This window comes from Caenispirillum bisanense, from assembly GCF_900230255.1.
Lineage (GTDB): Bacteria > Pseudomonadota > Alphaproteobacteria > Rhodospirillales > Rhodospirillaceae > Caenispirillum > Caenispirillum bisanense_A.
Window position 1 is genome coordinate 337,123 of record NZ_OCNJ01000002.1, and the last position, 25,860, is coordinate 362,982.

Consider the following 25,860-nt stretch of genomic DNA (forward strand, 5'->3'; position numbering starts at 1 on the left):
GTTCGAAAACTGTAACTGGCCCGAAGGTCGACCATTGGCTAATCCGTTCGGATAAAGACCAAGCCCTGCAACCTGACTCCGGGAACGCCCCCCACCATGGCCGGAGCCGCCACGCCGCCGCCGCCGCAGTCCCCCACGTCGGCGAAATTCGGGATCCGGGCGAAGCTCTGGCTCGCCTTCGTCGCCATCGCCGGCATGACCGTGCTGGTGAGCGCACTCGCGTGGGCCACCTTCGCCCGCACGACGGAGGTGCTGGACCGCTTCACGGCGCAGCGCATCCCCACCGTCGTGGCCCTGTCGCAACTGGCGCAGCGGGCCAACGCCCTGGTGGCCGGGGCGCCCGGCGTCATCTTCGCCGAGAGCGAGGCCGAGCTGACCGCCGAGTCGGCCCGCGTGACGGCGGCGGAGGAAGCCTTCCTTACGGTCCACCGGCGGGTCCAGGGCGCGCTCGGCGACACGGCGGAGGTCCGCCGGGTGGCCGAGGTGGCGGCGCGGGCGAGCGCCAACCTGCAACTGCTGCGCTCGGCCATGCGGCACCGCTGGCACCTGGCTGGCACCCAGACGCGCCTGCTGGAACAACTGGAAGTGCTGCACCAGGAATACCGCATGCTGATCGGCGGGCCGGATCAGGCGGCGGTGATCCCGTGGGCCTTCCTGGCCGAGACGAATCGCCTGCTGGTGCTGATGGCCGGCCTGCGCGAGGCCGATTCGGCGGCGGAGGTGGCCCGGGTGCATGCCACCATCGACACCACCCTGCGCACCATCGAACGCCAGCAGGAAACCGTGATGCCCCTGCTGTCGCCGCAGATGGGCGCGGCGCTCGGCTCCTTCCTGCACCGCGTGCGCCTGCTCGCCGCCGGCCCGGACAGCCTGCCCGCCCTGCGCGCGCGGGAGATGATGGCCAAGGAAGTCGCGGCGGCGCGGCTCGAAGACCTGCAGCGGCAGGCGGGCGACCTGGACGGCGCCATCGCCACCCTGACCTCGGAAGCGCAGCAGCTGGCCGGGCGGGAACGCACGGCGGCGACCGCCATGCTGACCCGCAGCAAGGTGGTGCTGGCGGTGGTGTCGGGGGCGGCGCTGGTCGGCGCCCTGCTCATCGCCTGGCTCTACGTCGGGCGCAGCGTCATCCGCCGCCTGTCGCGGCTGGAACACAGCATGCGGGCCATCGCCGCCGGCGACCTCGACCATCCGGTGCCGGTGGACGGCGCCGACGAGGTGACGGCCATGGGCCGCACCCTCACCACCTTCCGCGACGCCATGGGGCGGGTCGCCCACCTGGCCCGCCACGATCCCCTCACCGGCCTCGGCAACCGCATGGCCTTCGAGGCGGCGGTGACGGAACGGCTGGAGGCGAACGACACCGGCGCCGTCATCTACCTGAACCTGGACGGCTTCAAGGACATCAACGACACCTTCGGCCATTCCACCGGCGACCGCGTGCTGGTGGCGGTGGCCGAGCGCCTGCGCCGCCGCGCCCGCAGCGCCGACGCCGTGGTGCGCATGGGCGGCGACGACTTCGCCATCGTCGCGTCGTCGTCGGGCGAGGACGACGTCAACATCGCCGGCTATGTCGAGCAGCTGTCGCAGGCGCTGGCCCAGCCGGTGGACGTCGAGGGCCTGACCATCGAGGTCAAGGGCGCCTTCGGCATCAGCTTCTTCCCGCGCGACGGCCGCCGCCCGGCCGACCTGCTCAGCCGCGCCGAAATGGCCATGAACAACGCCAAGCAGGAGCCGGTGGGCCGGGTGCGCGTCTACACCCCGCGCATGGGCGAGCAGCAGCAGGAGCGCAAGGCCATCCGCGGCGAGCTGCGGCGCGCCATCGACGACGGCCAGTTCCGCCTGCTCTACCAGCCGAAGATCGACATCGCCTCGGGCGCCTGCGTCGGCATGGAGGCGCTGGTGCGGTGGGATCACCCGCAGCGCGGCCGCATCAGCCCCGACCAGTTCATCCCGGTGGCGGAACGCTCCGGCCTCATCGTGCCGCTCGGCGAGTGGGTAATGAACGAGGCCTGCCGCCAGAACCGCGCCTGGCGCGACGCCGGCCTGCCGCCGCTGAAGGTGGCGGTGAACGTGTCGGCCGTGCAGTTCCTCTGCCAGGACGTGGTGGACATGGTGGAACGGGCGCTGGATGCCGCCGCCCTGCCGCCGCAGGCGCTGGAGGTGGAGATCACCGAAAGCATCATCATGACCGACGGCGCCAAGGTCATGCGCCTGCTCGACGGCCTGCGCGGCCTCGGCGTCAGCCTCGCCATCGACGATTTCGGCACCGGCTATTCGTCGCTGTCCTACCTGAAGCGCCTGCGCGTCAACTGCCTGAAGATCGACCAGTCCTTCGTGCGCGAGATGCTGCGCAACGAGGACGACGTGCGCATCACCCGCGCCATCCTCAACATCGCCCGCGACTTCGGGCTCGAGGTGGTGGCCGAAGGCATCGAGACCGCCGACCACGTCGACTTCTTCCGCGCCGAGGGCTGCCACCTGGGGCAGGGCTACTTCTGGGGCCGCCCCATGGAACCGACCGACTTCCACCGCTTCGTCGCCGACTCCGCGTCGACGGAAGGTCTGCGGGCGGTGGTGGCATGAGCCTGCTGCGGCTGGGTCTGGCGCTGGTGCTGCTGCTGGTCGCCGTCGGTCCGGCGGCCGCCGCGGTGCCGACCGCCGCCGTTGTCTTCGACATCGGCGGCAAGATGGACAAGAGCTTCATGCAGCTCGGCTTCCAGGGTGTGCTGGCGGTGCGGCGCGAGGGGACGGCCACGCTGGTGGAATACGAGGTCGGCGACCCGCAGCACCGCCTGGAGACGCTGCTGCGCGCCGCCGCCGAGAACACCTTCGTCATCGCCATCGGCTCCGGCCTCACCGACGCCGTGGCGCAGATCGCGCGGGAGAACCCCAACCGCCGCTTCGCCCTCATCGACGGCGAGGTGGACCTGCCCAACGTCGCCGCCATCGTCTTCGCCGACCAGGAGGCGGCCTTCCTGGCCGGCGCCATGGCCGGGCTCGCCACCCGCAGCGGCGTCGCCGCCTTCGTGGGCGGGGTCGACGTGCCGCCCATCCGCCGCTTCCGCGCCGGCTTCCGCCAGGGCTTCCTGACCACCCGCGCCGACGGCCGCGTGCTGACGGCCATGCTGGGCACCGAATCGACCGCCTGGGACGACCCGTTCAGCGCCCTGCTGCTGGCCCGCGAGCAGGTCGCCGCCGGCGCCGACGTGCTGTTCGCCGCCGCCGGCGCCAGCGGGCTCGGCGTCTATCAGGCGGCGGAGGATGCCGGCGTCTACGCCATCGGCGTCGACGCCAACCAGAACTACCTGCACCCCGGCACCATGCTCACCAGCGCGGTGAAGCGCGTCGACCGCGCCGTGGTGGTCGCCGTCGCCATGCTGACGCGCGACCAGTGGCGCGCCGGGCCTACCGTGCTTGGCCTGAAGGAGGATGCGGTGGGCGTCGCCTTCGACGAGCACAACGCCGCCCTCACCGCCGCCATGCGCGGCGAGATCGACGCCATCCGCCGCCGTATCATCGACGGCGGGCTGGTGGTCGACACGGAGTAAGGCTGCGCGGCAGCTCGGAAGCAGCCGCGCTTGTGCGTTCAGGCGCCACGCAGGCTCACGCGCCCTAAGGCGCGGCGGCCGGTCGGCCTTGCCGGCGGCCGCATGACTCATGCCGCCGCCGGTGTAAGGCGTCAGCCGGCGGCCAGCCGCTCCAGGGCCGCCCGGTGCAGCGCCGCGCTCTCGGCGCCGAAGCAGACGAAGCGCACGCCCTCTATCCCCTCCAGCCGCCCCAGCGCCTCGGCCACCGCGTCGACGGCGATGGGGGCTGCGCGCTGCGGCGGGAAGCCGAAGATGCCGGTGGAGATGGCGGGGAAGGCGACGGTGCGCGCCCCGATCTCCTGCGCGACCTCCAGCGACCGGCGGTAGCAGGCGGCGAGCAGCGCGTCCTCGTCGTCGCCGCCGCCGTGCCACACGGGGCCGACGGTGTGGATGACCCAGCGGGCCGGCAGGCGGAAGCCCGGCGTCGCCTTGGCGTCCCCCGTGGCACAGCCGCCGAGCGGCCGGCAGGCCGCCAGCAGGTCCGGCCCGGCGACGCGCTGGATGGCGCCGGCGACACCGCCGCCCGGGCCGAGTTCGGCATTGGCGGCATTGACGACGGCGTCGACGTCCTGGCGGGTGATGTCGCCTTCGACGACGGTCATGCGGGTGGTGGGGTCGGTCATGGCGGTCCTCCTGAGTGCAGAAAGACAACGCCCCGGCCGACGAGAGGTCGGCCGGGGCGTCGCGAACGCACGAGCGGGCAGGCGCGCCTTACTTCTTGGCGGCGGCGGCCTTCATGCCCTGCTCGATCAGCTCGGCGGCCTGCTTGGCGTCGCCCCAGCCGAGGATCTTGACCCACTTGCCCTCTTCCAGGTCCTTGTAGTGGGCGAAGAAGTGCTCGATCTGGCGCAGCTCGGTCTGGCGCACGTCGCCGAAGTTCAGCACGTTGTCGTGGTAGGGGTGCAGCTTGGTGTGCGGCACGCCGAGGATCTTCTCGTCGCGGCCGGCTTCGTCTTCCATGAACAGCACGCCGATCGGGCGGGTGCGCATGACCGAGCCGACGGCCACCGGCATGCGGCCGAGCACCATGACGTCCACCGGATCACCGTCGTCGGACAGGGTGTGGGGGATGAAGCCGTAGTTGCACGGGTAGTGCATGGCGGTGTGCAGGAAGCGGTCCACGTACATGGCGCCCGACTCCTTGTCCACTTCGTACTTCACCGGATCGCTGCGCAGCGGGATCTCGATGATGACGTTCACGTCCCACGGAGCGTCCTTACCGACGGGAATCTTGCTGATGTCCATGATGCTTCCTTCCGGCTGGAACTGGCCCCGCCCGTCCTGCTGCGGGCCGGCGGAGCGCGACGACCGGGCCTCCCTCTCCGAGAGCCCTGAACCCCTGAGGCGCACCCGCCGGCGGCGATGCTGCGGGCGCGAACCAGTCGGCGCCCTTTATTGCCGGAATCGCGCCCGCCGTAAAGGGGTGGCTCCGGCCACTCCGGCGGGTAGGCAAGGGTGGTAGGGCCTCTCGCCGCTTTTTCGCCGTCGTTCCATGCGGTAAACAGGGGAGCCTCGCAACCGGGATTGCCCCTTCATGTCGCTGTTCCGCGCCGTCGCCACCGTCGGCGGCTTCACCCTGCTCAGCCGATTCACCGGGTTCGCCCGCGACATCCTCATCGCCGGGTTCCTCGGCGCGGGCACGGTGGCCGACGCCTTCTTCGTCGCCTTCAAGTTCCCCAACCTGTTCCGCCGCCTGTTCGCCGAAGGCGCCATGGCGGCCGCCTTCGTGCCGCTCTATTCGACGACCCTGGAGCAGGAGGGCGAGGCCGAGGCCCATTCCTTCGCGCGGCGCGCCTTCACGGTGCTCGGCCTCGTGCTGGCGCTGTTCGTCGGCGTCATGGAGCTGGCCATGCCGCTCGCCATCTACGTCTTCGCCCCCGGCTTCGAGGCGGTGCCCGGCAAGCTGGAGCTGGCGGAGGAGCTGACGCGCATCACCTTCCCCTACCTGCTGCTGGTGTCGCTGTGTGCGCTGCTGTCCGGCGTGCTCAATTCCCTTGGGCGGTTCGCGGCGGCGGCGGCGACGCCGGTGCTGCTGAACCTGTGCATGATGGCCGGCATCGTCGGCCTGACCGCCTTCACCGAGACGCCGGGCCACGCGCTCGCGATCTCGGTCACGGTGGCCGGCGCGGTGCAGCTGGCGTGGCTGTGGGTCGCCTGCCGCAAGGCCGGGGTGCGCATCTTCTTCGTGCGCCCGACCATCACCCCGCGCATCAAGCTGCTGGTCAAGCGCATCCTGCCCGTCGCCTTCGGTGCCGGGCTCTACCAGATCAGCCTGCTGATCGACACCATCCTGGCCTCGCTGGTGAGCGACGGGGCGGTGTCGTACCTCTATTACGCCGACCGGGTGAACCAGCTGCCGCTGGGCGTGGTCGGCGTCGCCATGGGCACGGCGCTGCTGCCGCTGCTGTCGCGCCAGATCGCCGCCGGCAGCCTGGAGGCGGCGAGCTACAACCAGAACCGGGGCATCGAGGTGTCGCTGCTGCTCGCCCTGCCGGCCATGACGGGCCTCATCGTCATCGCCGAGCCGATCGTCGTGGCCCTGTTCCAGCGCGGCGCCTTCGGCATCGTCGAGGCCGAGGCGACGGCGGCGGCGCTGGCCGCCTTCGCCGTCGGCATGCCGGCCTACATCCTGGTGAAGGTGCTGACGCCGGGCTTCTTCGCCCGCCACGACACCAAGACGCCGGTGTGGTGCGCCGGTGCCGCCATGGTGGTCAACGTCGTGCTGAACCTGATCCTCATGCAAGTGATGGGACACGTCGGCATCGCGCTGGCGACCGGCATCGCCGCCTGGGTCAACGCCGTGGCGCTGGCGGTGATCCTGGCGCGGCGCGACCACCTGCGGCTCGACGCCCGCGCCCGCAGCCGCCTGCCGCGCATCGTGGTGGCGAGCGCGGTCATGGGCGGCGCCCTCTATGCGGCGCGGACCTGGCTGCTGCCGGGCCTGCCGACGGGCGGCGGGTGGATCGGCGAGCTGGGGGCGGTCGGCATCCTGGTGACGCTGCTGCTCATCGGCGCCGGCACCTATGCGGCGGCGGCCTTCGCCCTGCGGGCGACCTCCGTCGCCGACTTCAAGGCCATGCTGCGGCCCCGCCGGGCGACCTGAGCCGCCGCCTACTGCGCGATGCGCGGGCCGGGCTGGCCGGCAATGCGCGGAGCGGGCGCGGGCGCCGCCTGCCCGGCGATGCGCGGCGCCGGGGCGCCGGCGGTCGCCGGCACGGCGGCAGGCGCGGCCGCTGCACAGGGCGCGGCAGCCGCACAAGGCGCCGCGGCGGCGCAGGGGGCGGCGCCGGCGCTCTGGCCGGCGGCGGAGGCGGCGGGACGACCGTCGAAGCCGCGGTGGGCGGCGTGGTCGGCCGCCACGGCGGCGGCGCCGGCGACGAAGACAGTGCCGAACAGCAGGGCGTTGCGCCGGGTCTTGTTCATGGGGTCCTCACTTGCCGTCGAGGCCGAAGGCCGGCCGCAGCCGGATGCCGAGCAGGCTGCCGCCGAAGGCCGCCGCGAACCACAGCCAGCCGTGCAGGCTGCCCGAGGCGATGCCCGAGAACAGGGCGCCGATGTTGCAGCCGAACGACAGCCGCGCGCCGTAGCCCATGAGCAGCCCGCCGACGACGGCGGCGGCGAGGCTCTTCCACGGCAGGTCCACCTTGGGGGCGAACTTGCCGGCCAGGGCGGCGGACAGGGCGGCGCCGAGCAGGATGCCGAAGTTCATCACCGAGGTGACGTCGGCGAGCACGCTGTCGCCCAGCGCCGCGGCCGGTCCCGGCCACTGCCAGAAGGCCCAGGTCTCGACCGGCACGCCCACCGCCTGGGCGGTCTTGGCGCCCCACAGGCCGAAGGCGAAGGTGACCGACCACGGATGGCCGGCGGTGACCAGCGTTGCGATATTGAGCGCCGCGAGGCCCATGCCGCCGGCCAGCAGCGGCCACGGCCCGCGCAGCAGGCGGGCGAGGCCGCGGCGCGGCGCCGGCGCGACGGTTTCGAGCGACCCGTGGCGGCGCTTTTCCAGCCACACGGTCAGCAGGGCGACGGCGGCGAGGCCGGCCAGCGTCACCGCCAGCCCGCCGGGCACGCCGAGGCTGGCGCCGAGGGACACGGGCGGCAGCGACGGCTGTTCCAGCCACCACGGCAGGTGCCACGAGCCGACGACGGCGCCGACGATGAAGAAGGCGAGCGTCACCAGCATGCGGCTCGACCCGCCGCCGACGGTGAACAGGGTGCCCGAGCCGCAGCCGCCGCCGAGCTGCATGCCGAGGCCGAACAGCGCCGCGCCCACCAGCACCGACACGCCGACGGGCGCGGTGGCGCCCACCAGCGGCTGCCCGAACACCGACCCGGCGGCGAGCAGCGGCATGAAGACCACGGCGGTGACGCCGATCATGAGCATCTGCGCCCGCATGGCGCGGCCGCGGCCCTCCACCACCAGGCGCCGCCAGCCGCCGGTGAAGCCGAAGGCGGCGTGGTAGAGGGTGGCGCCGAGGCCGCCGCCGATGACGAACAGCAGCGCCTGGCGGGCGTCGATGGCCTGCCAGATGGCGAGCGCGCCGAGCACCAGGGCGGCGCCGGCGAACAGCGCCGGGCCGTGGTCCAGGTCGACGGCGCGCCAGCCGCCGCTCCGCGGCAGGGTGGAGGCTTCGCTGCGGCTCATGATCGGGGTGTCTCCGTCGGGCCTCAGTTGGCGGCGGCCGGGGTGGCGCCGTAGACGACCATGGGGTTGGCGGCGTCCTTGGTCCATTCGGCCAGCGAGCCGTCGTACATGCTGACGTTCTGCTTGCCGGCGACCTCGCTCAGGCCGAACCACGCCACCGACGCCCAGTGGCCGGTGTTGCAGAAGGCGATCTGCGGCGCGTCCTTGGCGATACCCACCTGCTCCAGCAGGGTGTCGATGGCGGCCTTGTCGGCGAACTTGCCCGACTTGCCGTCGTAGAACAGGTCGTTGGCGATGTTGGCGGCGCCCGGAATGGTGCCCGGCGCCTTGGCGACCGGCGCCGTCTGCTGGCCCAGGTACTGGGCGGTCGGACGGGCGTCGACCAGCTCCACCGGGCTGTCCATGGCGGCCTTCACGTCGGCGGCGGAGGCCAGCAGCTGCGGGCGGAACTCGGCCTTGAAGGCGGCGGCGGCCGGGCTCACGGCGTCGGTGGAGACGGGCTTGCCGGCGGCGGTCCAGCCCTTGTGGCCGCCTTCCAGGATCGACACCTCGTCGTGGCCCAGCACCTTGAAGGTCCAGTAGACGCGGGTGGCGCTGCCGAAGTCGGTGGCGGTCTCGCCCGCAGGCACGATGACGACGTGGGTGTCGGGGTCGATGCCGAGCGCGCCGATCTTCTGCTCCAGCGTCTCGACCGCCGGCAGCATGCCCGGCGTGCCGTTCACCTCGGCGCGCCAGCCGTAGGTGGCGTAGGGCGCGGCGACGGCGCCCGGCACATGGCCGGCGGCGTAGAGGTCGGCGGCGTCCTTGGGCGTGTCGCGGATGTCGAGCACCACCAGGCGCTCGTTGCCCAGATGCTGGTCGAGCCACGCGGCGTCGACCAGCGGGCGGTCGGTGAGTCCGGCCGCCTGGGCGGACCCGACGGCGGCGAGGGAGGCGGCGGCAACGAGAATGAGCGTGCGCATGGCTGGTGTCTCCGTTCCAAACGTGGAATGGATCTAATTACGACACGAGCCGATGTCAAATCACATAAAATAACATAATTTAGCCGTGCAATCCGACCAGCCGCCGCACCTCGGCCAGCTTGGCCTCCAGGTCCATGGGCCGGTGCGACAGCACCTCCACCGCGCGGTCCTCCGGCAGGTCGGCGGGACCGGCGGCCAGCACCGAGTCGCGGGCGCGCAGCAGGTCGGCGATCTCGGCGCGGTAGAGGGTGACGAGCGCCGTGATCCAGCGGTTCACCGGCCACGACGGATGCGCGAGGTCGATGGCGAAGCGGGGCAGGGCGGCGATCAGGGCCTCGGCCGGCACCAGCGTCTCGTCGGTCACCCAGCGGTTGGTGGTGAACAGGGCCGTCGGGCGGCCGTGGGCGTCCATGGAGACGGCGATGACGTGCGCCGTCGGGCGGTCGGTCGGGTTTCCGGGATGGTCGAGCGGCGCCGCGCCCGCCAGCCCCTCGCGCCGGAAGAAGCAGTGGAAGTGGCCGAAGTCCGCCTGCCGCGCCGGCGACGGCGGATGGGCGTGGAAGTACATCTGGCCGTGGGTCTCCGGGTCGATGACGTCGCCGGGCGGGTAGTGGTCCAGTTGCACGAAGTCGCGCCCGCCGATGGCCTCCAGCACCAGACTGCTGCCGCCCTTGGCCAGCACGCGCATGCAGTCCACCACTTCGGCGGCGGCGTCGGCAAGCTCTTCGGCGTCGATCATCGGTCACTCCTGGCGGGACGGCGGCGGGGCCTCTACCTTAGGGACCAACGCCCGCCGCCGACAGCCCCGCCGGAAGACCCATGCCCTTCGCCGTCGATCTCTCCAACCCGCTCGTGTTCGACCTGTTCGGGTCGCTGCTGCTGCTCGTGCTGCTGCTGGTGGCGCGCCTTTTGGCGGTGCGCCTCGTCCGCCGCCGGGCGGAGGTGCCGGCGCATGTGCAGCGGCGGTGGATCGCCAACGTGAAGAACCTGGTGCTGTTCGTGCTGGTGGTGGGGCTGGTGCTCATCTGGGCGCCGCAGCTGCGCACGCTGGCCCTGTCGCTGACGGCCGTGGCGGTCGCCATCGTGGTGGCGACCAAGGAGCTGATCCTGTGCATCTCCGGCTCGGTCATGCGGGCGTCGTCGCGGGCCTTCTCGGTCGGCGACTGGATCGAGGTGGCGGGCCTGCGCGGCGAGGTCACCGACCACAGCCTGTTCGTCACCACCCTGCAGGAGTTGGGCGGCGGCGGCCAGGGCTGGCACTACACCGGGCGCACGGTGGTGGTGCCGAACTCGCTGTTCCTGTCGGCGCCCATCCGCAACCACAACCTCTTGCGCAGCTTCACCTTCCACACCTTCGCCATGACGGTGGAGCCGCACCTCAACCTGTTCCGCCACGAGGCGCGCATCCGGTCGGTGGTGGAGCGCCACGTCGCCCCCTTCCGCGACGAGGCGCGGCGGGCCAACGCCCAGATCGAGCGGCGCAGCGGCGTCGACCTCAACGAGGCGGAACCGGCGGTCACCTTCGGCACGACGGACATGGGCCGCTACCGCGCCACCGTCACCCTGTTCGTGCCGACGGCGCAGGCCGAGGCGCTGGAGCACGCCATCGTGCAGGAGGTCATGGCCGAACTGCACGACCTCGCGCAGGCGGAAAAGCGCCAGGGGGCGGCGGCATGAGCCTCGGCCTCTTCCTCACGCTGACCGAAGCCTGCGCCGCGCTCGCGGCCCTGGTGGCGGCCTGGCTGTGGTACCTGGCCGGGGCGCGGCCGCAGCGGCGGGTGTCGCGCGACGAGGAGCTGGACGCGCTCGACTTCAACCGGCTGGTGGTCGGCATCAACCGCAGCAACCTGCTCAACCGCCGCGCCGCGCTGGCGACGGCGGCGTCCTCCGCCCTGGTGGCTCTGCGCTTCGCCGTCGGCCTGTTCGCCGGGTAGGGGGGGCAGTGGCCCCTCCCGCCGCGCCCCTCAGCGGGCGTTGGTGATGTAGTCCCGCATGTGCTCCGCCTCGTCGCGGATCTCGTCGATGCGGTGCTTCACCACGTCGCCGATGGACACGAGCCCGGCCAGCAGGCCGTCGCCGTCGGCCACGGGGATGTGGCGGATGCGCCGTTCGCTCATCAGGTTCATCACCGCCGTCACGTGGTCTTCCGGGCCGCAGGTGACGACCTGGCGGGTCATCACCTCGGTCACCGGATTGTCCATGATGCCGACGCCCTTGTCGGCGAGCGCGCGGATGATGCCGCGGTCGGACACGATGCCGTCGATGCGGCGCTCGGCGTCCGACACCACCAGGGCGGAAATGCCGAGTTCGCGCATGGTCATGACGGCGTCGCGCACGGTGGCCGAACTGCGGGTCGTGGCGACGGTGGTGCCCTTCGCCTCGAGGATGGAGCGGATGAGCATGGGTGGCGCCTCCTCCGGTGGGGGCGGCTCGTGACGGCCGCATCCCAAGGAGATTGGGGTTGAAGGGCGGGCCATGCCAGAGCATGATCGTCGGGAATTCGGAATTCCGTATGCAGACGGAGGTGCCGCCCCATGATGGACCCGCTGCCCGGCCAGCCGAGCCTCATCGACCAGGTCTACGACCGGCTGGTGGACGCCATCATCGCCGGGCGCCTGCCCGCCGGCGAGCGCATCCGCCAGAACGAGCTGGCCGACCGCCTCGGCGTCTCGCGCCAGCCGGTCAGCCACGCCCTGCAGGTGCTGAAGCGCCAGGGGCTGGTGGAGGAAACCGGGCGCCGCGGCCTGGTGGTGGCGCCGCTGCGGCCCTCGCGCATCCGCGACATCTATCAGGTCCGCACCGCCCTCGACGCCCTGGCCGCCCGGCTGGCGGCGGAGCGGGTGGCGGCGGGCGCGGCGCCGGCCGCCGATCGCGCCGCCCTGGAGGCGTCGGTCGCGGCCGGTGCCGCCCTCGACGACGGCGCCGACCGCCTCGCCCTGGTGGCGGCGGACGTCGCCTTCCACACCGCCGTCTACCGGCTGGCGGGCAATACCGCCATCGAGGAGACGGTGGCGGCGCAATGGCTGCACCTCAAGCGGTCCATGGCGCTGGTGCTGGCGCACCCGGAGGAACGGCCGGTGGTGTGGCGCGAGCACGCCGCCATCGCCGCCGCAATCCTGCGCGGCGACGCCCCGGCGGCGGCCGAGGCCGCGCAATCCCATACCGGCCGGGCGGCGGCGGAGACCGTGCGCCGGCTCACCCGGCCGCAGGCGGCATAAGCAAGACCAACGATGCCTGCGGCCGCTTCGCCTCCGCAACGGAGCCTAGAACGGGAGATACGTCCATGCGTCTGACCGACCAGCAGCTCGAACAGTTCAACGACCTCGGCTACATCTTCCTCCCCGACGTGTTTTCGGCCGAAGAGGTGGAGGCCCTGCGCGCCGAGGCCGAAGCCGTCTACGCCAGCCCGCGCGAGGAAGTGTGGCGCGAGAAAAGCGGCGCCGCCCGCACCGCCTTCGCCGCCCACCGCTACAACGAGGCCTTCCGCATCCTCGGCGCCCATCCGCGGCTCATCGAGCCGGTGGAGCAGGTGTTCGGCGAAAAGCTCTACATGCACCAGTACAAGGTGAACGCCAAGGCGGCCTTCGACGGCGAGGTCTGGCAGTGGCACCAGGACTACGGCACCTGGGCGCGCGACGACGGCATGCCCGAGCCGCGGGCCATGAACATCTCGGTCTTCATCGACGAGGTGATGCCCATCAACGGGCCGCTCATGATCATTCCGCGCAGCCACCGCCACGGCGTGCTCAACGCCGGCCACGACCTGGAGACCACCTCCTACCCGCTGTGGACGCTCGACAAGCAGACGGTGACCGACCTGGTGGCCGAAGGCGGCATCGTGGCGCCGACCGGCAAGCCGGGCGCCGTGCTCATGTTCCACGGCAACCTGGTGCACGGCTCGGCCGGCAACATCACGCCCTACCCGCGCAAGATCGTCTACCTGACGCTGAACAGCGTCTCCAACTACATCCGCACGCCGACGCGCAAGGAGTGGATCGCCCACCAGGACTTCGCGCCCATCGAATGCGTCGCCGACGACGCCCTGCTGCAGTTCGCCCGCCAGCGCGCCGCCGGCCAGCACGCCGCGGAATGAGGAGCCCGACCGCATGAACCTGCATCATCTGTTGAAGGCCCGCGCCGCCGCCGGCCGCCCCGTCGGGGTGGCGCTCATCGGCGCCGGCAAGTTCGGCTCCATGTTCCTCTGCCAGGTGCCGACCACGCCGGGGCTCGAGGTTCGCGTCATCGCCGACCTCGACCCCGAGCGGGCGCGCGCCGCCTGCCGGTCGGTGGGGTGGACCGAAGACCGCATCGCCGCCACCGACTTCGTCACCGACGGCGGCGCGGCGGCGGACCATCCCGACGTCGAAGTGGTGGTGGAGGCGACGGGCCACCCCGCCGCCGGCATCGTCCACGCCCGCGCCGCCATCGCCGCCCGCAAGCACGTGGTCATGGTGAACGTCGAGGCCGACGTGCTCGCCGGGCCGCTGCTGGCGGAGGAAGCGCGCACCATGGGCGTCGTCTACTCCATGGCCTACGGCGACCAGCCGGCGCTGACGTCGGAACTGGTGGACTGGGCGCGCTCCGCCGGGTTCCGCGTCGTCGCCGCCGGCAAGGGCACCAAGTACCTGCCGGCCTATCACGCCGTCACTCCCGACGACGTGTGGCAGCACTACGGCCTGACGCCCGAGGAAGCGAAGCGCGGCGGCATGAACCCGCAGATGTTCAACAGCTTCCTCGACGGCACCAAGTCGGCCATCGAGATGGCGGCCATCGCCAATGCCTGCGACATGGACGTGCCCGCCGACGGCCTGCTGTTCCCGCCCTGCGGCGTCGACGACCTGCCGCACGTCCTGCGCCCGCGCAGCGAGGGCGGCGTGCTGCAGGGGCCGGGCATGGTGGAGGTGGTGTCGTCCCTCGAACGCGACGGCCGGCCCGTGTTCCGCGACCTGCGGTGGGGCGTCTACGTGGTGATCGAGGCGCCCAACGACTACGCCCGCGCCTGCTTCACGCAGTACGGCCTGAAGACCGACGCCTCCGGGCGCTACGCCGCCATGTACAAGCCCTATCACCTGATCGGCCTGGAACTCGGCATCTCGGTCCTGTCGGCCGCCCTGCGCGGCGAGCCGACGGGGCAGACGCGCGGCTTCCGCGGCGACGCCGTGGCGGTGGCCAAGCGGGCCCTGAAGGCCGGCGAGACCCTCGACGGCGAGGGCGGCTACACGGTCTGGGGCCGCCTGATCCCGGCTGAGCGCTCGCTGCGTGAAGGTTGCCTGCCCATCGGCCTCGCCCATGGGGTGAAGCTGGTGCGCGACGTGCCGGCCGGGGCCATCGTCGGCTGGGCCGACGTCGAGGCGCGGGAGGCCGGCGCCTTCGCCGTGCGCCGTGCCATGGAACGGGCCTTCGCGCCCGTCGCCGCCGTGGCCGAGTGACGGGGGGCGCTCACTCGGCGCGAGCGTTCGCGCCGAGTCGCGCCGCGTCGCGCCCGCGCCGTCCGTGTCTTGCGCGGGCGGCGGGGGCGGTGCGGCGGCGGTTCGCTCGCTTTCTCGGCACCGCCGTAGGCAATCTGCCCGCGGCATGGGCATAAGGCCGATTTGTTCAGCGCCTGTGCAAAGGGCGCGTGACAAGACCTTCGAAATGGCTCCAAACTCGTTGCAGTGCGGTGATAGCGATGCCTCGAAAGGGGGAGCATGGCCAAGGCTGCTTTCGACGAGATGTCTCCCGACGGAGCCATCCGGGAACCCTACCAGACCTATGATGCGTGGCTGAAACATCAGCCGGCCGACGTGTTGGCCCGGCGCCACAGGCAGGCGGACATGCTGTTCCGCCGCATCGGCATCACCTTCGCCGTCTACGGCGACACCTCGGGCAAGGAACGGCTCATCCCGTTCGACATCATCCCGCGGATTCTGTCGAAGAACGAGTGGAAGACGGTGTCCAACGGCGTCTGCCAGCGGGTGAAGGCGCTCAATGCCTTCATCGCCGACGTCTACCACGGGCAGGAGATCGTCCGCGCCGGCAAGGTGCCGGAGCGGCTGGTCAGCCAGAACGAACAGTACCGCAAGGAAATGGCCGGCTTCACGCCGCCCAAGGGCATCTATGTCCACATCGCCGGCGTCGACATCGTGCGCACCGGCGAGAACAGCTTCTCGGTGCTGGAGGACAACCTGCGCACGCCCTCGGGGGTCTCCTACATGCTGGAGAACCGCGAGATCATGATGCGGCTGTTCCCCGACCTGTTCGACATCCACGCGGTGGCGCCGGTCAACCACTACCCCAACCAGCTGGTGCAGAACCTGCGCTTCTCCGCCCCCGCCCACGTCGAGAACCCGACGGTGGTGGTGCTGACGCCGGGCCAGTACAACAGCGCCTACTTCGAGCACGCCTTCCTGGCCGACGAGATGGGCGTCGACCTGGTGCAGGGGCAGGACCTGTTCGTCGAGGACGACACGGTCTACATGCGCACCGTCGAAGGGCCGAAGCGCGTCGACGTCATCTACCGCCGCATCGACGACGACTTCCTCGACCCGCGCGTCTTCCGCAAGGACAGCATGCTCGGCGTGCCCGGCCTGTTCCAGGCCTACCGCAAGGGACGGGTGACGCTCGCCAACGCCGTCGGCACCGGCATCGCCGACGACAAGGCGATCTACGACTACGTGCCGGAGATGATCCGCTTCTACCTGGGCGAGGAGCCGATCCTCGCCAACGTGCCCACCTACCACCTCAACCGCGACGACGACCGCAAGTACGTGCTCGACCACCTGGGCGAGCTGGTGGTGAAGGAAGTCCACGGCTCCGGCGGCTACGGCATGCTGGTCGGCCCGAAGGCCTCGCGGGAGGAGATCAGCGCCTACCGCCAGCGCATCCTGAAGGACCCCGGCATGTTCATCGCCCAGCCGACGCTGGCGCTGTCCACCTGCCCGACCTTCGTGGAGCAGGGCATCGCGCCGCGCCACGTCGACCTGCGACCCTTCGTCCTCTATGGCGAGGACATCACGGTGGTGCCGGGCGGCCTGACGCGCGTCGCCATGCGCGAGGGCTCGCTGGTGGTGAACTCGTCGCAGGGCGGCGGCACCAAGGACACCTGGGTTCTGGAGCGCTGAGCATGCTGAGCCGTACCGCCGACAACCTGTACTGGATGGCGCGCTACGTGGAGCGGGCCGAGAACATGGCCCGCATCCTCGACGTCAGCCACCGCATGAGCCAGCTGCCCGCCGCCGACGGCGAGGATGGATCGTCGCAGTGGCTGCCCGCCCTCATCATCGCCGGCCAGCGCCCGCTGTACGAGGACCGCCAGCAGTCCATCACCGCCGGCGCCGTCATCGCCTTCATGGCGCTGGACCCGGAAAACCCGTCGTCCATCTACAGCTCCCTGCGCTCCGCCCGCGAGAACGCCCGCGCCGAGCGCAACGCCATCCCGTCGGAGATGTTCGAGTGCCTGAACTCGGCGTGGCTGGAGATCAAGGAGATGCAGTATTCGCACCTCCTCGACACCGGCTTCCGCGACTTCTTCGACTGGGTGAAGGACCGCTCCGCCCTGTTCCGCGGCACCACCGTCGGCACCATGCTGCAGAACGAGGGGTTCTACTTCACCCGCCTCGGCACCTTCGTGGAGCGCGCCGACAACACCGCCCGCCTGCTCGACGTGAAGTACCACGTGCTGGCCCCCGACGAGGCGCGCATCGACGAGGCGGTGGACTACTACCAGTGGGGGGCGCTGCTGCGCTCGCTGTCGGCCTTCAAGGCCTACCGGCTCATCTACCGCGACAGCATCAAGCCGCGCAACGTGGCGGAACTGCTGATCCTGCGGCAGGAGTTCCCGCGCTCGCTGCACGCCTGCTACGACGTGGTGCACCAGCAGCTCGAACTGCTCGGGCCGAAGCTCGAATGCACGCGCAAGGCCGGCGAGATGCACGCCCGCTTGCACTACACGCGGACCGAGGATATCACCCGCCGGGGCCTGCACCGCTTCCTGACCGAGTTCATCAACAAGAACTCGGCCCTGAGCGCGGAAATCGCCCGCGACTTCCTGCTGGTGGCCTGACGGCCGCGCCTCTTCTCGCAAAGACCCCCGACCGATGACCTACTGCCTCGGCCTCCTCCTGAACGACGGCCTCGTGATGGCGTCCGACAGCCGCACCAACGCCGGCGTCGACCACATCTCCACCTTCTCCAAGATGCGGGTGTGGGAGAAGCCGGGGGAGCGCATCATCGTGCTGCTGTCGTCGGGCAACCTCGCCATCACCCAGGCGGTGGCGAGCCAGCTCGACGACCAGATCCGCCTGCCCGGCGGCGAGAAGCGCAAGAAGGGCTCGACCCTGCTCACCGTGCCCGGCATGCACGCCGCCGCCAAGCTGGTGGGCGAGGCGGTGCGCAAGGTCTACGACAACGACGCCGGTTCGCTGCAGCAGCACGGCGCCGACTTCATCGCCAGCTTCATCCTGGGCGGTCAGGTCAAGGGCGGCCCCATGCGGCTGTTCCTCATCTACGCCGCCGGCAACTTCATCGAGGCCGGGCCGCTGACGCCCTTCTTCCAGATCGGCGAGACCAAGTACGGCAAGCCCATCCTCGACCGCGTCATCGCGCCCGACACGCCGCTGCCGGAAGCGGTGAAGTGCGCGCTGGTGTCCATGGACAGCACCATGCGCTCCAACCTGTCGGTCGGCCTGCCCATCGACGTGCTGGTGGCCAAGACCGACGCGCACCGCGTGTTCCACCGCCGCTCCATCGGCGAGGACGACCCCTACATGATGGGCCTGCGCAAGCAGTGGGGCGACGGCGTGCGGCGGCTGTTCAGCCAGCTGATCGATCCGCGGCTGGACGAATAGCCAGCCCCCGCTCCAGCACCACCATGTAGCGGCAGGGCGCCGGGCCGGGGTTGTGCACGGTCCCGCCGCCCGCGAGGCACATGTGCAGGCAGTCACCGGCGTCCAGGTGGTGGGTGCGGCCGCCGACGGTGACCGTCAGTGCGCCGTCCAGCACCACCAGATGCTGGGTGGTGCCGAAGGCGCCGGTCGGGCCGTAGGTGACGTCGGCATAAGGCGGGAACTCGATCTCGACGATCTCGAGCGGCGAGCCGGTGCCGGAGGGCGACAGGATGCGGCGGCTGTAGCCGCTGCCCGGGTCGTGCCACACCGGCTGGTCGATGCGGCGCAGCACCGTGCTGCCGCCGGGCGCGGCGGCGTCTTCCGGCGCGGTGTCGGATGCGGCGGCGGGGTCGTCGGGGCTCATGACCGACGTCATGGTCAGGCCGAGGGCGGTGCAGATGCGGCCGAGCAGGACGGTGGTCGGGTGGCTGCGGCCCGATTCGATGCGCACCAGCTTGGCGCGGGTGATGCCGATGCGCGCCGCCGCCTCCGCCTCGCCGAGGCCGAGGGCTTCCCGCCGCTGCCGCAGGCGGCGGGCGATGCGGTCGTCCACTCCGGCCGCCGCAGCGGTGATCTCGTCCTCGTCCATGCGCCGACAGTCCTCCCATCGGCGGCACAAATCAAGCCCTGGTTGCGCATGGAGTCGAGGCGCCCCATGGGCAGGACCCGTGGTCGGTGATAGTCGGCGTAGTCTTTCGCCGGCAGAGCGAACAGGGCGGGGAGGCTGCCGACGAGAACGAAGCCGGCGACCTCGCCTCAGGAGAGGCCGCCGATCTCCACCGCGGTGAGGACGGTGAGCGCGATGAGGCCGAAGGACAGCACGCCGCGGGCGAACCAGCCGTAGATGCGGCCCGGCATGTCGGGGCTCCAGCGCTTGCCGGCGCCGGCGAAATAGGCGGCGCCGGTGAACAGGGCGGCGAAGAACAGGCCGACCAGGGCCACCAGGCTGACGAGCACGATCTCGATCATGGCGCTTGCCCCTTTAAAGATGAATTTACGATACATATTTAAGGCGGGCCGCCGGGAAAGCAATATGGCGGATGCATCTTACCCCGCGTGCCGGACGGGAGAGCCATGCGCCTGACGCAACACACCGATTATGCCCTGCGCCTGCTCATCACGCTGGCGCTGACGGCGCGCCGCGCGGCGCGCGACGGCGGCGCGGCGGCCGACACCATCACCATCCGCGAGGTGGCGGAGCGCTACGGCATTTCGCGCAACCACCTGATGAAGGTCGCCAACGACCTGACGCGGGCCGGCGTGGTGGAAGGCCTGCGCGGCCGCGGCGGCGGCCTGCGCCTGGCGGTGCCGGCGGCCGAGATCAACATCGGCGTCCTGGTGCGCGCGCTGGAAGACGGTCGCGACCTGGTGGAGTGCTTCCGGCCAGAGACCAACACCTGCCGCATCGCCCCCGCCTGCCGGCTGAAGGGCGTGCTGCGGCAGGCGCAGGAGGCCTTCCTGGCGGTGCTCGACGGCTACACCCTGGCCGACGTGGTCGACCGCCCCGACGACCTGGACGCGCTGCTGCAACTGGCGGGGTAGGGGCGGGGGCGCCGGCCCTCAGTCCGCCAGCACCGCCGCCACCGGCGCGTGGTCGCTCGGCTGCGGCCAGTCGCGGGCGTCGACGTGGACCTCCCAGCCCGTCAGGCGCGGGGCGAGGGCGGGTGTCACCCACACGTGGTCCAGCCGGCGCCCCTTGTTGGCGCCGCGCCAGTCGGCGGCGCGGTAGCTCCACCACGTGAAGACGTGTTCGTCGGCCGGCACGAAGGCGCGCGTCGTGTCCACCCAGTCCAGCGTCTGCTGCAGCAGGGCGAGGCGCGTCGTCTCCATGGGCGTGTGGGTGACCACCTTCAGCAGCTTCTTGTGGTCCCACACGTCGGTCGGCAGCGGCGCCACGTTGAAGTCGCCGGCCAGCACCAGCGGGTCGCGCGGGCCGTAGGTGGCGGCGAACCACTCCGTCAACTCGTCGAGGAAGCGCAGCTTGTTGGCGAACTTGGGGTTCTTCGCCGGGTCCGGCTCGTCGCCGCCGGCCGGGATGTAGAGGCTGTGGACCTCCATCCCGTCCACCTCGGCGATGATGTGGCGGCAGTCGGGCCGCTCGCACCACGCCTGGGTGCGCACCTCCCGCAGCGGCCGGCGCGACAGGATGGCGACGCCGTTGTAGCCCTTCTGGCCGTGGCAGGCGACGTGCTCCCACCCGAGGCGCGTGAGCGCCTCGTGCGGGAACAGGTCGTCGGGACACTTGGTCTCCTGCAGGCAGACCACGTCGGGCGCCATCTCGTCCGTCAGGCGCTCCAGCAGGTCGATGCGCAGACGGATCGAGTTGACGTTCCAGGTGACGATCTTCATCAGGCCATGGTCACCGTCAGCTCGCCGACGCCTTCCACCGACGCCACCATGGTCTGGCCGCGGGCGACGGCGCCGACGCCTTCCGGCGTGCCGGTGAAGATCAGGTCGCCGGGCTGCAGGATGACCAGCGTCGACAGGTAGGCGATCATGGCCGGCACCGACCAGATCATGTCGGCGAGGTCGCCGCTCTGGCGGGTGACGCCGTCGACGCTCAGGGTCACGGCGCCGTCGGCCGGATGGCCGCAGCGGGCGACCGCGCGGATGGCCGAGATCGGCGCCGAGGCGTCGAAACCCTTGGCCATATCCCACGGCTTGCCGCCCTTCTTGGCGGCCGCCTGCAGGTCGCGGCGGGTCAGGTCGATGCCGACGGCATAGCCGTAGACGCAGTCGAGCGCCGCTTCCGGCGCGATGTCGGAGCCGCCCTTGGCGAGCGCCACCACCAGCTCGACCTCGTGGTGCAGGTCGGACGTCGCCGGCGGATAGGGCACGCGGCCGCCCATGGGCACCACGGCATCGGCCGGCTTGGTGAAGAAGAACGGCGGCTCGGCGTCCGGGTTGGCGCCCATCTCGCGGGCATGGGCGGCGTAGTTGCGGCCGACGCAGAAGATGCGGCGGACGGGGAAGACGTCGTCGCTCCCTTCCACGGGAACGGCGGGCACGGCGGGCGCGGGGACGACGAAAGCCACGGGGGGATCTCCCAGGTGAACGGTGGGGGCGGGAGTATAGCAGCAGCGGGGGCCGAAAAGGGAAGCGCCCGGTCCAGGGGGGGATCCGGACCGGGCGCCAGGCTCATTGAGCCGAGGGGAGAGAGACGGCAGGGGGGATTGCCGGCTCTCCACCCGGTGAACGAGGGGGGGAAGCTCACCGGGCAAGAGTGATGTGGGGAACGGAACAGGAAACCGCAAGACCTTCATCGGACGTCGGATATAACTTTTTTCATAGGCCGAGGCCGTTGATCCTGCGCCCTTTTTCGCCGCCCCTACTTCCTGCCCATGGGGTTCAGCGGGTCGACCTTCTCGTTGTAGTCGAACAGGCTGCCCGGCAGCTCCATGCCCGTGCGGGTGTTGAACAGCGACACGGCGGTTTCCACGTTCTGGGCGTCGCGCACGCGCCACTGGCGCAGCTCGAACGGCTTCTCCGTGAACACCAGGGTCAGCTGGCCGGCGCCGGGATCCTTGGTCTGCACCACGTCGATCTCGGCCACGTTGGCGCCGCGGCGCACGTCGGTGACGGTGATGTCGTCGTCCTGGAAGCTGACGTTCGGGCGCAGCAGCACACCGACCGGCGTCTGGTCGAGGCCGAGGTAGCTCACCTGGTCCAGTTCCTGGTCGACATAGATGAGATGACGGCCGTTGGCGACCATGAGGATGGGCATGCCCTCGTATTCCAGGCGCATGCGGCCGGGGCGGTCCATGAAGACGTCGCCTTCCACCGAGTTGCCGGTCGAGGACAGCTGCAGGAAGCGGGCCTGCAGGGTATCGATGCCGTTGAGGTAGCGTTCGGCCTGGGCCAGCACGTCCTGCTCGGCCGGCGAGGTGTCGGTCTTCACCACCGCCTGGGCCGGCGCGCCGGGCAGCCCCAGGGCCGCCGCGCCCGTTGCCAGGGTCAGGGCGACCGCGGCCGCCGTGGTCATGCGCGTCAGAACCGTCTTCAAACCATCGTCCTCCGTGTGGCGCCCGGGCGTGGGTCAGGGGCTACATAGGGCATACCATCGCCCGCGACCATGGCGAAGGTGAGGCGGTGCCGCCGTCAACTCGCCCAGGCGTTGGCGCCGTCAACTCGCCCAGGCGCTGGCGCCGTCAACTCGCCCAGGCGCTGGCGCCGTCAACTCGCCCAGGCGCTGGCGCCGTCAACTCGAACGCCGTTTCGGCTCCAGTCGTTCCAGCATCTCGGTCAACGTCTGGTCGTCCAGGTGGCGCAGGCGGCTCGCCAAGCGGTTGACGAACTCGGTGGCGAGCGGGCTCAGCCCGCCGGTGTCGAGGGTGACCTTGGGCTGCGACAGGTCGGCGAGGCGCTTCAGCTCCTCCGCCTCGTCCCAGATGAGCCCGAGCATGCCGCAGATCTGCATGACCAGCCCCGGCCCCGGTTTGCCGCGGTGACCGTGTTCCAGCGCCGACAGGTAGGCGGCGGTGACGCCCAGCTCCGCCGCCATGGACTTGAGGGTGATGCCGCGCGCCTCGCGCAGTTCCCGCATGCGGCGCCCGAAGGGGGTCATGCCCGGTGCCGCTTCAGCAGGACGTAGAGCGCACCTTCGCCGCCGTGCTGCGGCTGGGCGTGGGTGAAGCTGAGGATGCGCGTGCGCAGGCCCGGCTCGTTCAGCCACATGGGCACCATGCGGCGCAGCACGCCGCCGCCCTCGCCGCCGCGCGAGCCCTTGCCGGTGACCACGATGACGCAGCGGCTGCCGCGGTCATGGGCGCGGGCGAGGAAGGCGCACAGCGCCCGGTGCGCCGTCTCCTGCGTCATGCCGTGCAGGTCGATGCGGCCGTCGATCTCCATGCGGCCGCGGGTGAAGCGGCCGGCGGTGCGGCGGTCGATGCCGGCCGTCTCGCCGTGCGCCAGGGCATGCGGCCGGCTGGTCGGCGTGGGCGGCGGCGGCGGCTCGGGCGGGCGGATGCGCGTCTTGGGCGCCGGCTTGGGGATCGGCGGGATGGCCGGCGGCTCGGGCGGCGGCGGTTCCGGCGTCGATTCGCCGAAGGGCACGTCGCGCGTCGGCTTGCGGACACGCCGCTTGGGCAGCGGCGCGGCATCCTTCATCACGGCGCGCCACAGCTCCGCCTCGTCGGGCGTCAGGCTGCGGGCGCGTCTAGGCCGCCTCATCGTCGATCAGCACGATATGCAGCCGGCGCGGCCCATGGGCGCCCAGCTGGATGGTCTGTTCGATGTCGCCGGTGCGCGACGGCCCGGTGATCATGTTGACGGTGCGCGGCGTGGCGCCGGCGTCGCGCAGGTAGGCCCACATCTCCTCGTAGCCGCCGACGATCTGGCTGGCGCGCACGACGACGACGTGGTTGTCCGGCAGGAAGTTGAGGCTGGTCGGCGTCTCGGGGCCGGAGACCAGCACCAGCGTGCCCGTCTCGGCGACGCCGGCGAAGCAGGGGGTGACGCTCACCTGGTCGGCCGGATGGGCGACGCCGCGCTTGACCGTCAGGGTGCCGCGGCCCTCCAGCACGTCGAGGCTGGCGTCGGGGGCGGCCACCACCTCGGGCGCCAGGTTGTGGCGGGCGAGCCATTCCGCCACCACGCGGGGCAGCGCGTCCGGCCCGTCGATGCGGTCGAGGCTGGCCGCCGCCGCCTCGGCCATGGTGACGAAGCGCTCCACCAGTTCGCGCCGGTCGCCCTTGGCGCGGGCCGGGACGATGCCGGGGCGCGGCGCGGCGAGGCGGGCGTCGAGCGTCTCCTGCGCCGCCGGCGGCAGCTCGCCGCGGCCGAGCGAGCGGCGGATGCGGGTCAGGATGTGGGTGCGGGCGTCGCTGGACATGGGCTGGCGGCTCTTGCTCGGGCGGAAAGGGGCGGGGCGGTCAGGCGATGGACAGGCCGCGGTCGGTCGACGGCTTCTCGGCGAAGTAGCGGGAGGCGAAGGCCCGCCAGTCGCCGTCCGGCGCGGCGACGCCGATGCGCGGGTTGGCCGACAGTTGCAGCACGATGCCGCCGAAGGCCCACAGGCGCATCCACGAGCCGGCGTCGCTCATCATCAAGGCGAGCGCCCGCTTGTGGACGGTGTTGGCGGTCCACGGCCGGATCGCCAGCACGTAGACCAGCACCGCGAAGACCAGCGCCACCGTGCCCACCAGCAGCCCCGCGACGAACAGCAGGATCAGCGCCAGCAGCAGCAGCGCCAGCAGCGGCACCACGTTGATCCACGGGCTGAACACCGGGCTGTCGGTGCGGTTCAGGCGCATGAAGTCGGTGTGCACGATGAGGCGGCCGTCGTCGTAGGCCTCCTGCAGGCGCTCGTGCAGCACGACGTCGCGCTTGTTGGGCTTGGGGCGCGGGGCGGCGTAGGCCATGCGTCAGCGCGCTCCCCGGCGCTCGCGCGCATAGCGCTGCATGAAGGTCTCGCCTTCGGGCGCCGGCATGTCGCGCACCGCCGTCCATTCCTTGGCGAAGGGCAGGGAGGCGATGCGGCCGCGCTTGCCGGCCCACGCCGCCAGCACGCGGGCGGCGGCGGCCGTGTACCACCGCCACAGGCGGGGCTTGGTGGCGATCCAGCCGTAGAAGCGCATGGCCTGGCGCACCCGCGGCGGGGCGAGGTTGCGCTCGAATTCCTTCTCGCGCCAGTGCCGCAGCATCTTGGGCAGCGGGATGCGCATGGGGCAGACCTGCTCGCACCGCCCGCACAGGGTGGAGGCGTGCGGCAGCGGCGCGGCGTTCTCGATGCCGATCAGCGCCGGCGTCAGCACGCTGCCCATGGGGCCGGGATAGACCCAGCCGTAGGCATGGCCGCCGACCGAGCCGTAGACCGGGCAGTGGTTCATGCAGGCCGCACAGCGGATGCAGCGCAGCATGTCCTGGAACTCGGTGCCGAGCATGCCCGAGCGGCCGTTGTCGAGCAGCACGACGTGGAACTCCTCCGGCCCGTCGCGGTCCTCGGGGCGGCGCGGCCCGGTGGAGAAGGTGGTGTAGCTGCTCATCTCCTGCCCGGTGGCGGAGCGGGCGAGCAGGCGCAGCACCGTGCAGGCGTCGTCCAGCGTCGGCACGATCTTCTCGATGCTGGCCAGAACGATGTGGGTGCGCGGCAAGAGCTGGGTGAGGTCGCCGTTGCCCTCGTTGGTGACGATGACGGTCGAGCCCGTCTCGGCGATGAGCATGTTGGCGCCGGTGATGCCGACGTCGGCCTGGATGAACTGGCCGCGCAGCACGTCGCGCGCCTCGTCGAGCAGCTGGCGCGGCTCGCCCAGCGGGCGGTCGGCGGGGTACTGCTTGTGGGTCTCGCGGAAGGCGTCGGCCACCATTTCCTTCGACACGTGGATGGCCGGGGCGATGATGTGGCTCGGCGGCTCGTGGCGCAGCTGGATGATGTATTCGCCGAGGTCCGTCTCGACCGGAACGATGCCCTTCTCTTCGAGGAAGTGGTTGAGGGCGATCTCCTCGGCGATCATGGACTTGCCCTTGGTGACCGTCTTGGCCCCCTTGTCGCGGCAGATGCGCAGGATGGTCTGGCGCGCCTCCTCGGCATCGCGGCACCAGTGGACGTGGCCGCCCTGTTCGATCACCCGTTCCTCGAACCGCGCCAGGTAGTGGTCGAGGTTTTCCAGCACGTGGTTCTTGAGGTCGCGCCCGGCATCGCGCAGGGCCTCGAATTCCGGCAGCTTGGCGATGGCGGCGGCGCGCTTTTCGCGGAAGCCCACCTTCATGGTGGACAGCGCCTTCTTCAGCTTCTCGTCGGCGATGGCGTCGTGGGCGTTCTGCTTGAACCGGTGCGACGTGGCGTTCATGGCGTCCTGTCCCTT

Annotated in this window: 29 protein-coding genes; 12 read left to right on the plus strand and 17 right to left on the minus strand. The window is 71.3% G+C overall.

Annotation, left to right across the window (positions count from 1 at the left end):
* The first annotated feature begins 96 nt into the window (after positions 1-96).
* Together CRP50_RS06065 and CRP50_RS06070 are read left to right on the plus strand one after the other, a co-directional pair.
* Complete coding sequence (locus CRP50_RS06065) at positions 97-2,583, plus strand: putative bifunctional diguanylate cyclase/phosphodiesterase (RefSeq protein WP_097278089.1); 2,487 nt, start codon at positions 97-99, stop codon at positions 2,581-2,583.
* Positions 2,580-3,548, plus strand: coding sequence for a BMP family ABC transporter substrate-binding protein (locus tag CRP50_RS06070; RefSeq protein ID WP_097278090.1), 969 nt, complete (start codon positions 2,580-2,582; stop codon positions 3,546-3,548). Before CRP50_RS06065 ends, CRP50_RS06070 begins: the two co-directional genes overlap by 4 nt.
* A 131-nt stretch (positions 3,549-3,679) precedes the next feature.
* On the opposite strand, the gene CRP50_RS06075 is transcribed toward CRP50_RS06070, so the two are convergent.
* Complete coding sequence (locus CRP50_RS06075; protein WP_097278091.1) at positions 3,680-4,210, minus strand: O-acetyl-ADP-ribose deacetylase; 531 nt, start codon at positions 4,208-4,210, stop codon at positions 3,680-3,682.
* An 88-nt stretch (positions 4,211-4,298) separates the two neighbouring features.
* Complete coding sequence (gene ppa, locus CRP50_RS06080; protein ID WP_097278092.1) at positions 4,299-4,832, minus strand: inorganic diphosphatase; 534 nt, start codon at positions 4,830-4,832, stop codon at positions 4,299-4,301.
* 289 nt (positions 4,833-5,121) lie between these two features.
* On the opposite strand from ppa, the gene murJ reads away from it, so the two are divergent.
* Positions 5,122-6,690: a murein biosynthesis integral membrane protein MurJ gene (murJ, locus tag CRP50_RS06085; RefSeq protein WP_097278093.1), complete on the plus strand. Its 1,569-nt coding sequence runs from the start codon at positions 5,122-5,124 to the stop codon at positions 6,688-6,690.
* An 8-nt stretch (positions 6,691-6,698) separates the two neighbouring features.
* On the opposite strand, the gene CRP50_RS06090 is transcribed toward murJ, so the two are convergent.
* The 4 genes from CRP50_RS06090 to CRP50_RS06105 all read right to left on the minus strand — a co-directional run bounded on the left by CRP50_RS06090 (position 6,699) and on the right by CRP50_RS06105 (position 9,933).
* Positions 6,699-7,010, minus strand: coding sequence for a hypothetical protein (locus CRP50_RS06090; protein WP_097278094.1), 312 nt, complete (start codon positions 7,008-7,010; stop codon positions 6,699-6,701).
* Between the two features lie 7 nt (positions 7,011-7,017).
* Positions 7,018-8,232: a YeeE/YedE family protein gene (locus CRP50_RS06095; protein ID WP_097278095.1), complete on the minus strand. Its 1,215-nt coding sequence runs from the start codon at positions 8,230-8,232 to the stop codon at positions 7,018-7,020.
* Positions 8,233-8,255: 23 nt separating this feature from the next.
* On the minus strand, positions 8,256-9,194 hold the full coding sequence (locus tag CRP50_RS06100; protein ID WP_097278096.1) for a sulfurtransferase: 939 nt from the start codon (positions 9,192-9,194) through the stop codon (positions 8,256-8,258).
* Positions 9,195-9,273: 79 nt separating this feature from the next.
* Positions 9,274-9,933 (minus strand): DUF6969 family protein, encoded by a 660-nt coding sequence (locus tag CRP50_RS06105; protein ID WP_097278097.1) that lies wholly within the window; start codon positions 9,931-9,933, stop codon positions 9,274-9,276.
* 80 nt (positions 9,934-10,013) lie between these two features.
* Between CRP50_RS06105 and CRP50_RS06110 the strand changes: the two genes are divergently transcribed.
* A complete protein-coding gene (locus CRP50_RS06110) occupies positions 10,014-10,871 on the plus strand; it encodes a mechanosensitive ion channel family protein (protein WP_097278098.1) in 858 nt (285 codons plus the stop codon).
* The gene (locus CRP50_RS06115; RefSeq protein ID WP_097278099.1) at positions 10,868-11,128 is read left to right on the plus strand and encodes a hypothetical protein; all 261 of its coding nucleotides are present in this window, start codon (positions 10,868-10,870) and stop codon (positions 11,126-11,128) included. Before CRP50_RS06110 ends, CRP50_RS06115 begins: the two co-directional genes overlap by 4 nt.
* Before the next feature lie 30 nt (positions 11,129-11,158).
* On the opposite strand, the gene CRP50_RS06120 is transcribed toward CRP50_RS06115, so the two are convergent.
* Positions 11,159-11,596 (minus strand): CBS domain-containing protein, encoded by a 438-nt coding sequence (locus tag CRP50_RS06120; RefSeq protein ID WP_097278100.1) that lies wholly within the window; start codon positions 11,594-11,596, stop codon positions 11,159-11,161.
* A gap of 132 nt (positions 11,597-11,728) precedes the next feature.
* Between CRP50_RS06120 and CRP50_RS06125 the strand changes: the two genes are divergently transcribed.
* The 6 genes from CRP50_RS06125 (at position 11,729) to CRP50_RS06150 (ending at position 18,019) form a co-directional block, all read left to right on the plus strand.
* Complete coding sequence (locus CRP50_RS06125) at positions 11,729-12,412, plus strand: GntR family transcriptional regulator (protein WP_217991997.1); 684 nt, start codon at positions 11,729-11,731, stop codon at positions 12,410-12,412.
* Positions 12,413-12,477: 65 nt separating this feature from the next.
* Complete coding sequence (locus tag CRP50_RS06130; RefSeq protein WP_097278101.1) at positions 12,478-13,287, plus strand: phytanoyl-CoA dioxygenase family protein; 810 nt, start codon at positions 12,478-12,480, stop codon at positions 13,285-13,287.
* A gap of 13 nt (positions 13,288-13,300) precedes the next feature.
* A complete protein-coding gene (locus CRP50_RS06135; RefSeq protein ID WP_097278102.1) occupies positions 13,301-14,623 on the plus strand; it encodes an NAD(P)H-dependent oxidoreductase in 1,323 nt (440 codons plus the stop codon).
* Positions 14,624-14,881: 258 nt separating this feature from the next.
* Positions 14,882-16,294, plus strand: a complete 1,413-nt coding sequence (locus CRP50_RS06140) for a circularly permuted type 2 ATP-grasp protein (RefSeq protein ID WP_097278103.1) — start codon at positions 14,882-14,884, stop codon at positions 16,292-16,294.
* A 2-nt stretch (positions 16,295-16,296) separates the two neighbouring features.
* The gene (locus tag CRP50_RS06145) at positions 16,297-17,235 is read left to right on the plus strand and encodes an alpha-E domain-containing protein (RefSeq protein ID WP_097278104.1); all 939 of its coding nucleotides are present in this window, start codon (positions 16,297-16,299) and stop codon (positions 17,233-17,235) included.
* A 34-nt stretch (positions 17,236-17,269) separates the two neighbouring features.
* Positions 17,270-18,019 carry a proteasome-type protease gene (locus tag CRP50_RS06150; protein ID WP_097278105.1) on the plus strand — a complete coding sequence of 250 codons (750 nt, stop codon included), beginning with the start codon at positions 17,270-17,272 and terminating at the stop codon, positions 18,017-18,019.
* On the opposite strand, the gene CRP50_RS06155 is transcribed toward CRP50_RS06150, so the two are convergent.
* On the minus strand, positions 17,985-18,647 hold the full coding sequence (locus CRP50_RS06155; protein WP_097278106.1) for a helix-turn-helix domain-containing protein: 663 nt from the start codon (positions 18,645-18,647) through the stop codon (positions 17,985-17,987). The two genes, CRP50_RS06150 and CRP50_RS06155, sit on opposite strands and share 35 nt — an antisense overlap.
* A 167-nt stretch (positions 18,648-18,814) precedes the next feature.
* Positions 18,815-19,027, minus strand: a complete 213-nt coding sequence (locus CRP50_RS06160) for a hypothetical protein (RefSeq protein WP_097278107.1) — start codon at positions 19,025-19,027, stop codon at positions 18,815-18,817.
* 105 nt (positions 19,028-19,132) lie between these two features.
* Here CRP50_RS06160 and CRP50_RS06165 point away from each other — a divergent pair, with 105 nt between their 5' ends.
* Complete coding sequence (locus CRP50_RS06165) at positions 19,133-19,600, plus strand: Rrf2 family transcriptional regulator (protein ID WP_097278108.1); 468 nt, start codon at positions 19,133-19,135, stop codon at positions 19,598-19,600.
* 18 nt (positions 19,601-19,618) lie between these two features.
* Here CRP50_RS06165 and CRP50_RS06170 read toward each other — a convergent pair whose 3' ends face one another.
* The 8 genes from CRP50_RS06170 to CRP50_RS06205 all read right to left on the minus strand — a co-directional run bounded on the left by CRP50_RS06170 (position 19,619) and on the right by CRP50_RS06205 (position 25,845).
* Positions 19,619-20,407, minus strand: coding sequence for an exodeoxyribonuclease III (locus CRP50_RS06170; protein ID WP_097278109.1), 789 nt, complete (start codon positions 20,405-20,407; stop codon positions 19,619-19,621).
* Positions 20,407-21,093 carry a fumarylacetoacetate hydrolase family protein gene (locus CRP50_RS06175; RefSeq protein ID WP_097278110.1) on the minus strand — a complete coding sequence of 229 codons (687 nt, stop codon included), beginning with the start codon at positions 21,091-21,093 and terminating at the stop codon, positions 20,407-20,409. The genes CRP50_RS06170 and CRP50_RS06175 overlap by 1 nt, the downstream gene beginning before the upstream one ends.
* Positions 21,094-21,386: 293 nt before the next feature.
* A complete protein-coding gene (locus tag CRP50_RS06180; RefSeq protein ID WP_245913385.1) occupies positions 21,387-22,061 on the minus strand; it encodes a LolA family protein in 675 nt (224 codons plus the stop codon).
* A gap of 195 nt (positions 22,062-22,256) precedes the next feature.
* Entirely contained in the window at positions 22,257-22,622 is a 366-nt protein-coding gene (locus tag CRP50_RS06185; RefSeq protein ID WP_097278111.1) for a helix-turn-helix domain-containing protein, read from the minus strand.
* Complete coding sequence (locus tag CRP50_RS06190) at positions 22,619-23,227, minus strand: Smr/MutS family protein (RefSeq protein WP_097278112.1); 609 nt, start codon at positions 23,225-23,227, stop codon at positions 22,619-22,621. The genes CRP50_RS06185 and CRP50_RS06190 overlap by 4 nt, the downstream gene beginning before the upstream one ends.
* On the minus strand, positions 23,214-23,888 hold the full coding sequence (locus CRP50_RS06195) for a LutC/YkgG family protein (RefSeq protein WP_097278113.1): 675 nt from the start codon (positions 23,886-23,888) through the stop codon (positions 23,214-23,216). Before CRP50_RS06195 ends, CRP50_RS06190 begins: the two co-directional genes overlap by 14 nt.
* 40 nt (positions 23,889-23,928) lie before the next feature.
* Complete coding sequence (locus tag CRP50_RS06200) at positions 23,929-24,417, minus strand: hypothetical protein (protein ID WP_097278114.1); 489 nt, start codon at positions 24,415-24,417, stop codon at positions 23,929-23,931.
* Between the two features lie 3 nt (positions 24,418-24,420).
* A complete protein-coding gene (locus tag CRP50_RS06205; RefSeq protein WP_097278115.1) occupies positions 24,421-25,845 on the minus strand; it encodes a LutB/LldF family L-lactate oxidation iron-sulfur protein in 1,425 nt (474 codons plus the stop codon).
* Between the last annotated feature and the right edge of the window lie 15 nt (positions 25,846-25,860).

What these genes read in the sequence shown, in the direction of transcription:
- CRP50_RS06170 (WP_097278109.1), bottom strand. Translation starts at nt 20,407, where the DNA reads ATGAAGATCGTCACCTGGAACGTCAACTCGATCCGTCTGCGCATCGAC.
- CRP50_RS06105 (WP_097278097.1), bottom strand. Translation starts at nt 9,933, where the DNA reads ATGATCGACGCCGAAGAGCTTGCCGACGCCGCCGCCGAAGTGGTGGAC.
- CRP50_RS06130 (WP_097278101.1), top strand. Translation starts at nt 12,478, where the DNA reads ATGCGTCTGACCGACCAGCAGCTCGAACAGTTCAACGACCTCGGCTAC.
- CRP50_RS06155 (WP_097278106.1), bottom strand. Translation starts at nt 18,647, where the DNA reads ATGGACGAGGACGAGATCACCGCTGCGGCGGCCGGAGTGGACGACCGC.
- CRP50_RS06075 (WP_097278091.1), bottom strand. Translation starts at nt 4,210, where the DNA reads ATGACCGACCCCACCACCCGCATGACCGTCGTCGAAGGCGACATCACC.
- CRP50_RS06065 (WP_097278089.1), top strand. Translation starts at nt 97, where the DNA reads ATGGCCGGAGCCGCCACGCCGCCGCCGCCGCAGTCCCCCACGTCGGCG.
- CRP50_RS06200 (WP_097278114.1), bottom strand. Translation starts at nt 24,417, where the DNA reads ATGGCCTACGCCGCCCCGCGCCCCAAGCCCAACAAGCGCGACGTCGTG.
- CRP50_RS06120 (WP_097278100.1), bottom strand. Translation starts at nt 11,596, where the DNA reads ATGCTCATCCGCTCCATCCTCGAGGCGAAGGGCACCACCGTCGCCACG.
- CRP50_RS06150 (WP_097278105.1), top strand. Translation starts at nt 17,270, where the DNA reads ATGACCTACTGCCTCGGCCTCCTCCTGAACGACGGCCTCGTGATGGCG.
- CRP50_RS06095 (WP_097278095.1), bottom strand. Translation starts at nt 8,232, where the DNA reads ATGAGCCGCAGCGAAGCCTCCACCCTGCCGCGGAGCGGCGGCTGGCGC.
- CRP50_RS06100 (WP_097278096.1), bottom strand. Translation starts at nt 9,194, where the DNA reads ATGCGCACGCTCATTCTCGTTGCCGCCGCCTCCCTCGCCGCCGTCGGG.
- murJ (WP_097278093.1), top strand. Translation starts at nt 5,122, where the DNA reads ATGTCGCTGTTCCGCGCCGTCGCCACCGTCGGCGGCTTCACCCTGCTC.
- CRP50_RS06160 (WP_097278107.1), bottom strand. Translation starts at nt 19,027, where the DNA reads ATGATCGAGATCGTGCTCGTCAGCCTGGTGGCCCTGGTCGGCCTGTTC.
- ppa (WP_097278092.1), bottom strand. Translation starts at nt 4,832, where the DNA reads ATGGACATCAGCAAGATTCCCGTCGGTAAGGACGCTCCGTGGGACGTG.
- CRP50_RS06205 (WP_097278115.1), bottom strand. Translation starts at nt 25,845, where the DNA reads ATGAACGCCACGTCGCACCGGTTCAAGCAGAACGCCCACGACGCCATC.
- CRP50_RS06135 (WP_097278102.1), top strand. Translation starts at nt 13,301, where the DNA reads ATGAACCTGCATCATCTGTTGAAGGCCCGCGCCGCCGCCGGCCGCCCC.
- CRP50_RS06110 (WP_097278098.1), top strand. Translation starts at nt 10,014, where the DNA reads ATGCCCTTCGCCGTCGATCTCTCCAACCCGCTCGTGTTCGACCTGTTC.
- CRP50_RS06140 (WP_097278103.1), top strand. Translation starts at nt 14,882, where the DNA reads ATGGCCAAGGCTGCTTTCGACGAGATGTCTCCCGACGGAGCCATCCGG.
- CRP50_RS06185 (WP_097278111.1), bottom strand. Translation starts at nt 22,622, where the DNA reads ATGACCCCCTTCGGGCGCCGCATGCGGGAACTGCGCGAGGCGCGCGGC.
- CRP50_RS06190 (WP_097278112.1), bottom strand. Translation starts at nt 23,227, where the DNA reads ATGAGGCGGCCTAGACGCGCCCGCAGCCTGACGCCCGACGAGGCGGAG.
- CRP50_RS06115 (WP_097278099.1), top strand. Translation starts at nt 10,868, where the DNA reads ATGAGCCTCGGCCTCTTCCTCACGCTGACCGAAGCCTGCGCCGCGCTC.
- CRP50_RS06090 (WP_097278094.1), bottom strand. Translation starts at nt 7,010, where the DNA reads ATGAACAAGACCCGGCGCAACGCCCTGCTGTTCGGCACTGTCTTCGTC.
- CRP50_RS06195 (WP_097278113.1), bottom strand. Translation starts at nt 23,888, where the DNA reads ATGTCCAGCGACGCCCGCACCCACATCCTGACCCGCATCCGCCGCTCG.
- CRP50_RS06125 (WP_217991997.1), top strand. Translation starts at nt 11,729, where the DNA reads ATGATGGACCCGCTGCCCGGCCAGCCGAGCCTCATCGACCAGGTCTAC.
- CRP50_RS06145 (WP_097278104.1), top strand. Translation starts at nt 16,297, where the DNA reads ATGCTGAGCCGTACCGCCGACAACCTGTACTGGATGGCGCGCTACGTG.
- CRP50_RS06070 (WP_097278090.1), top strand. Translation starts at nt 2,580, where the DNA reads ATGAGCCTGCTGCGGCTGGGTCTGGCGCTGGTGCTGCTGCTGGTCGCC.
- CRP50_RS06165 (WP_097278108.1), top strand. Translation starts at nt 19,133, where the DNA reads ATGCGCCTGACGCAACACACCGATTATGCCCTGCGCCTGCTCATCACG.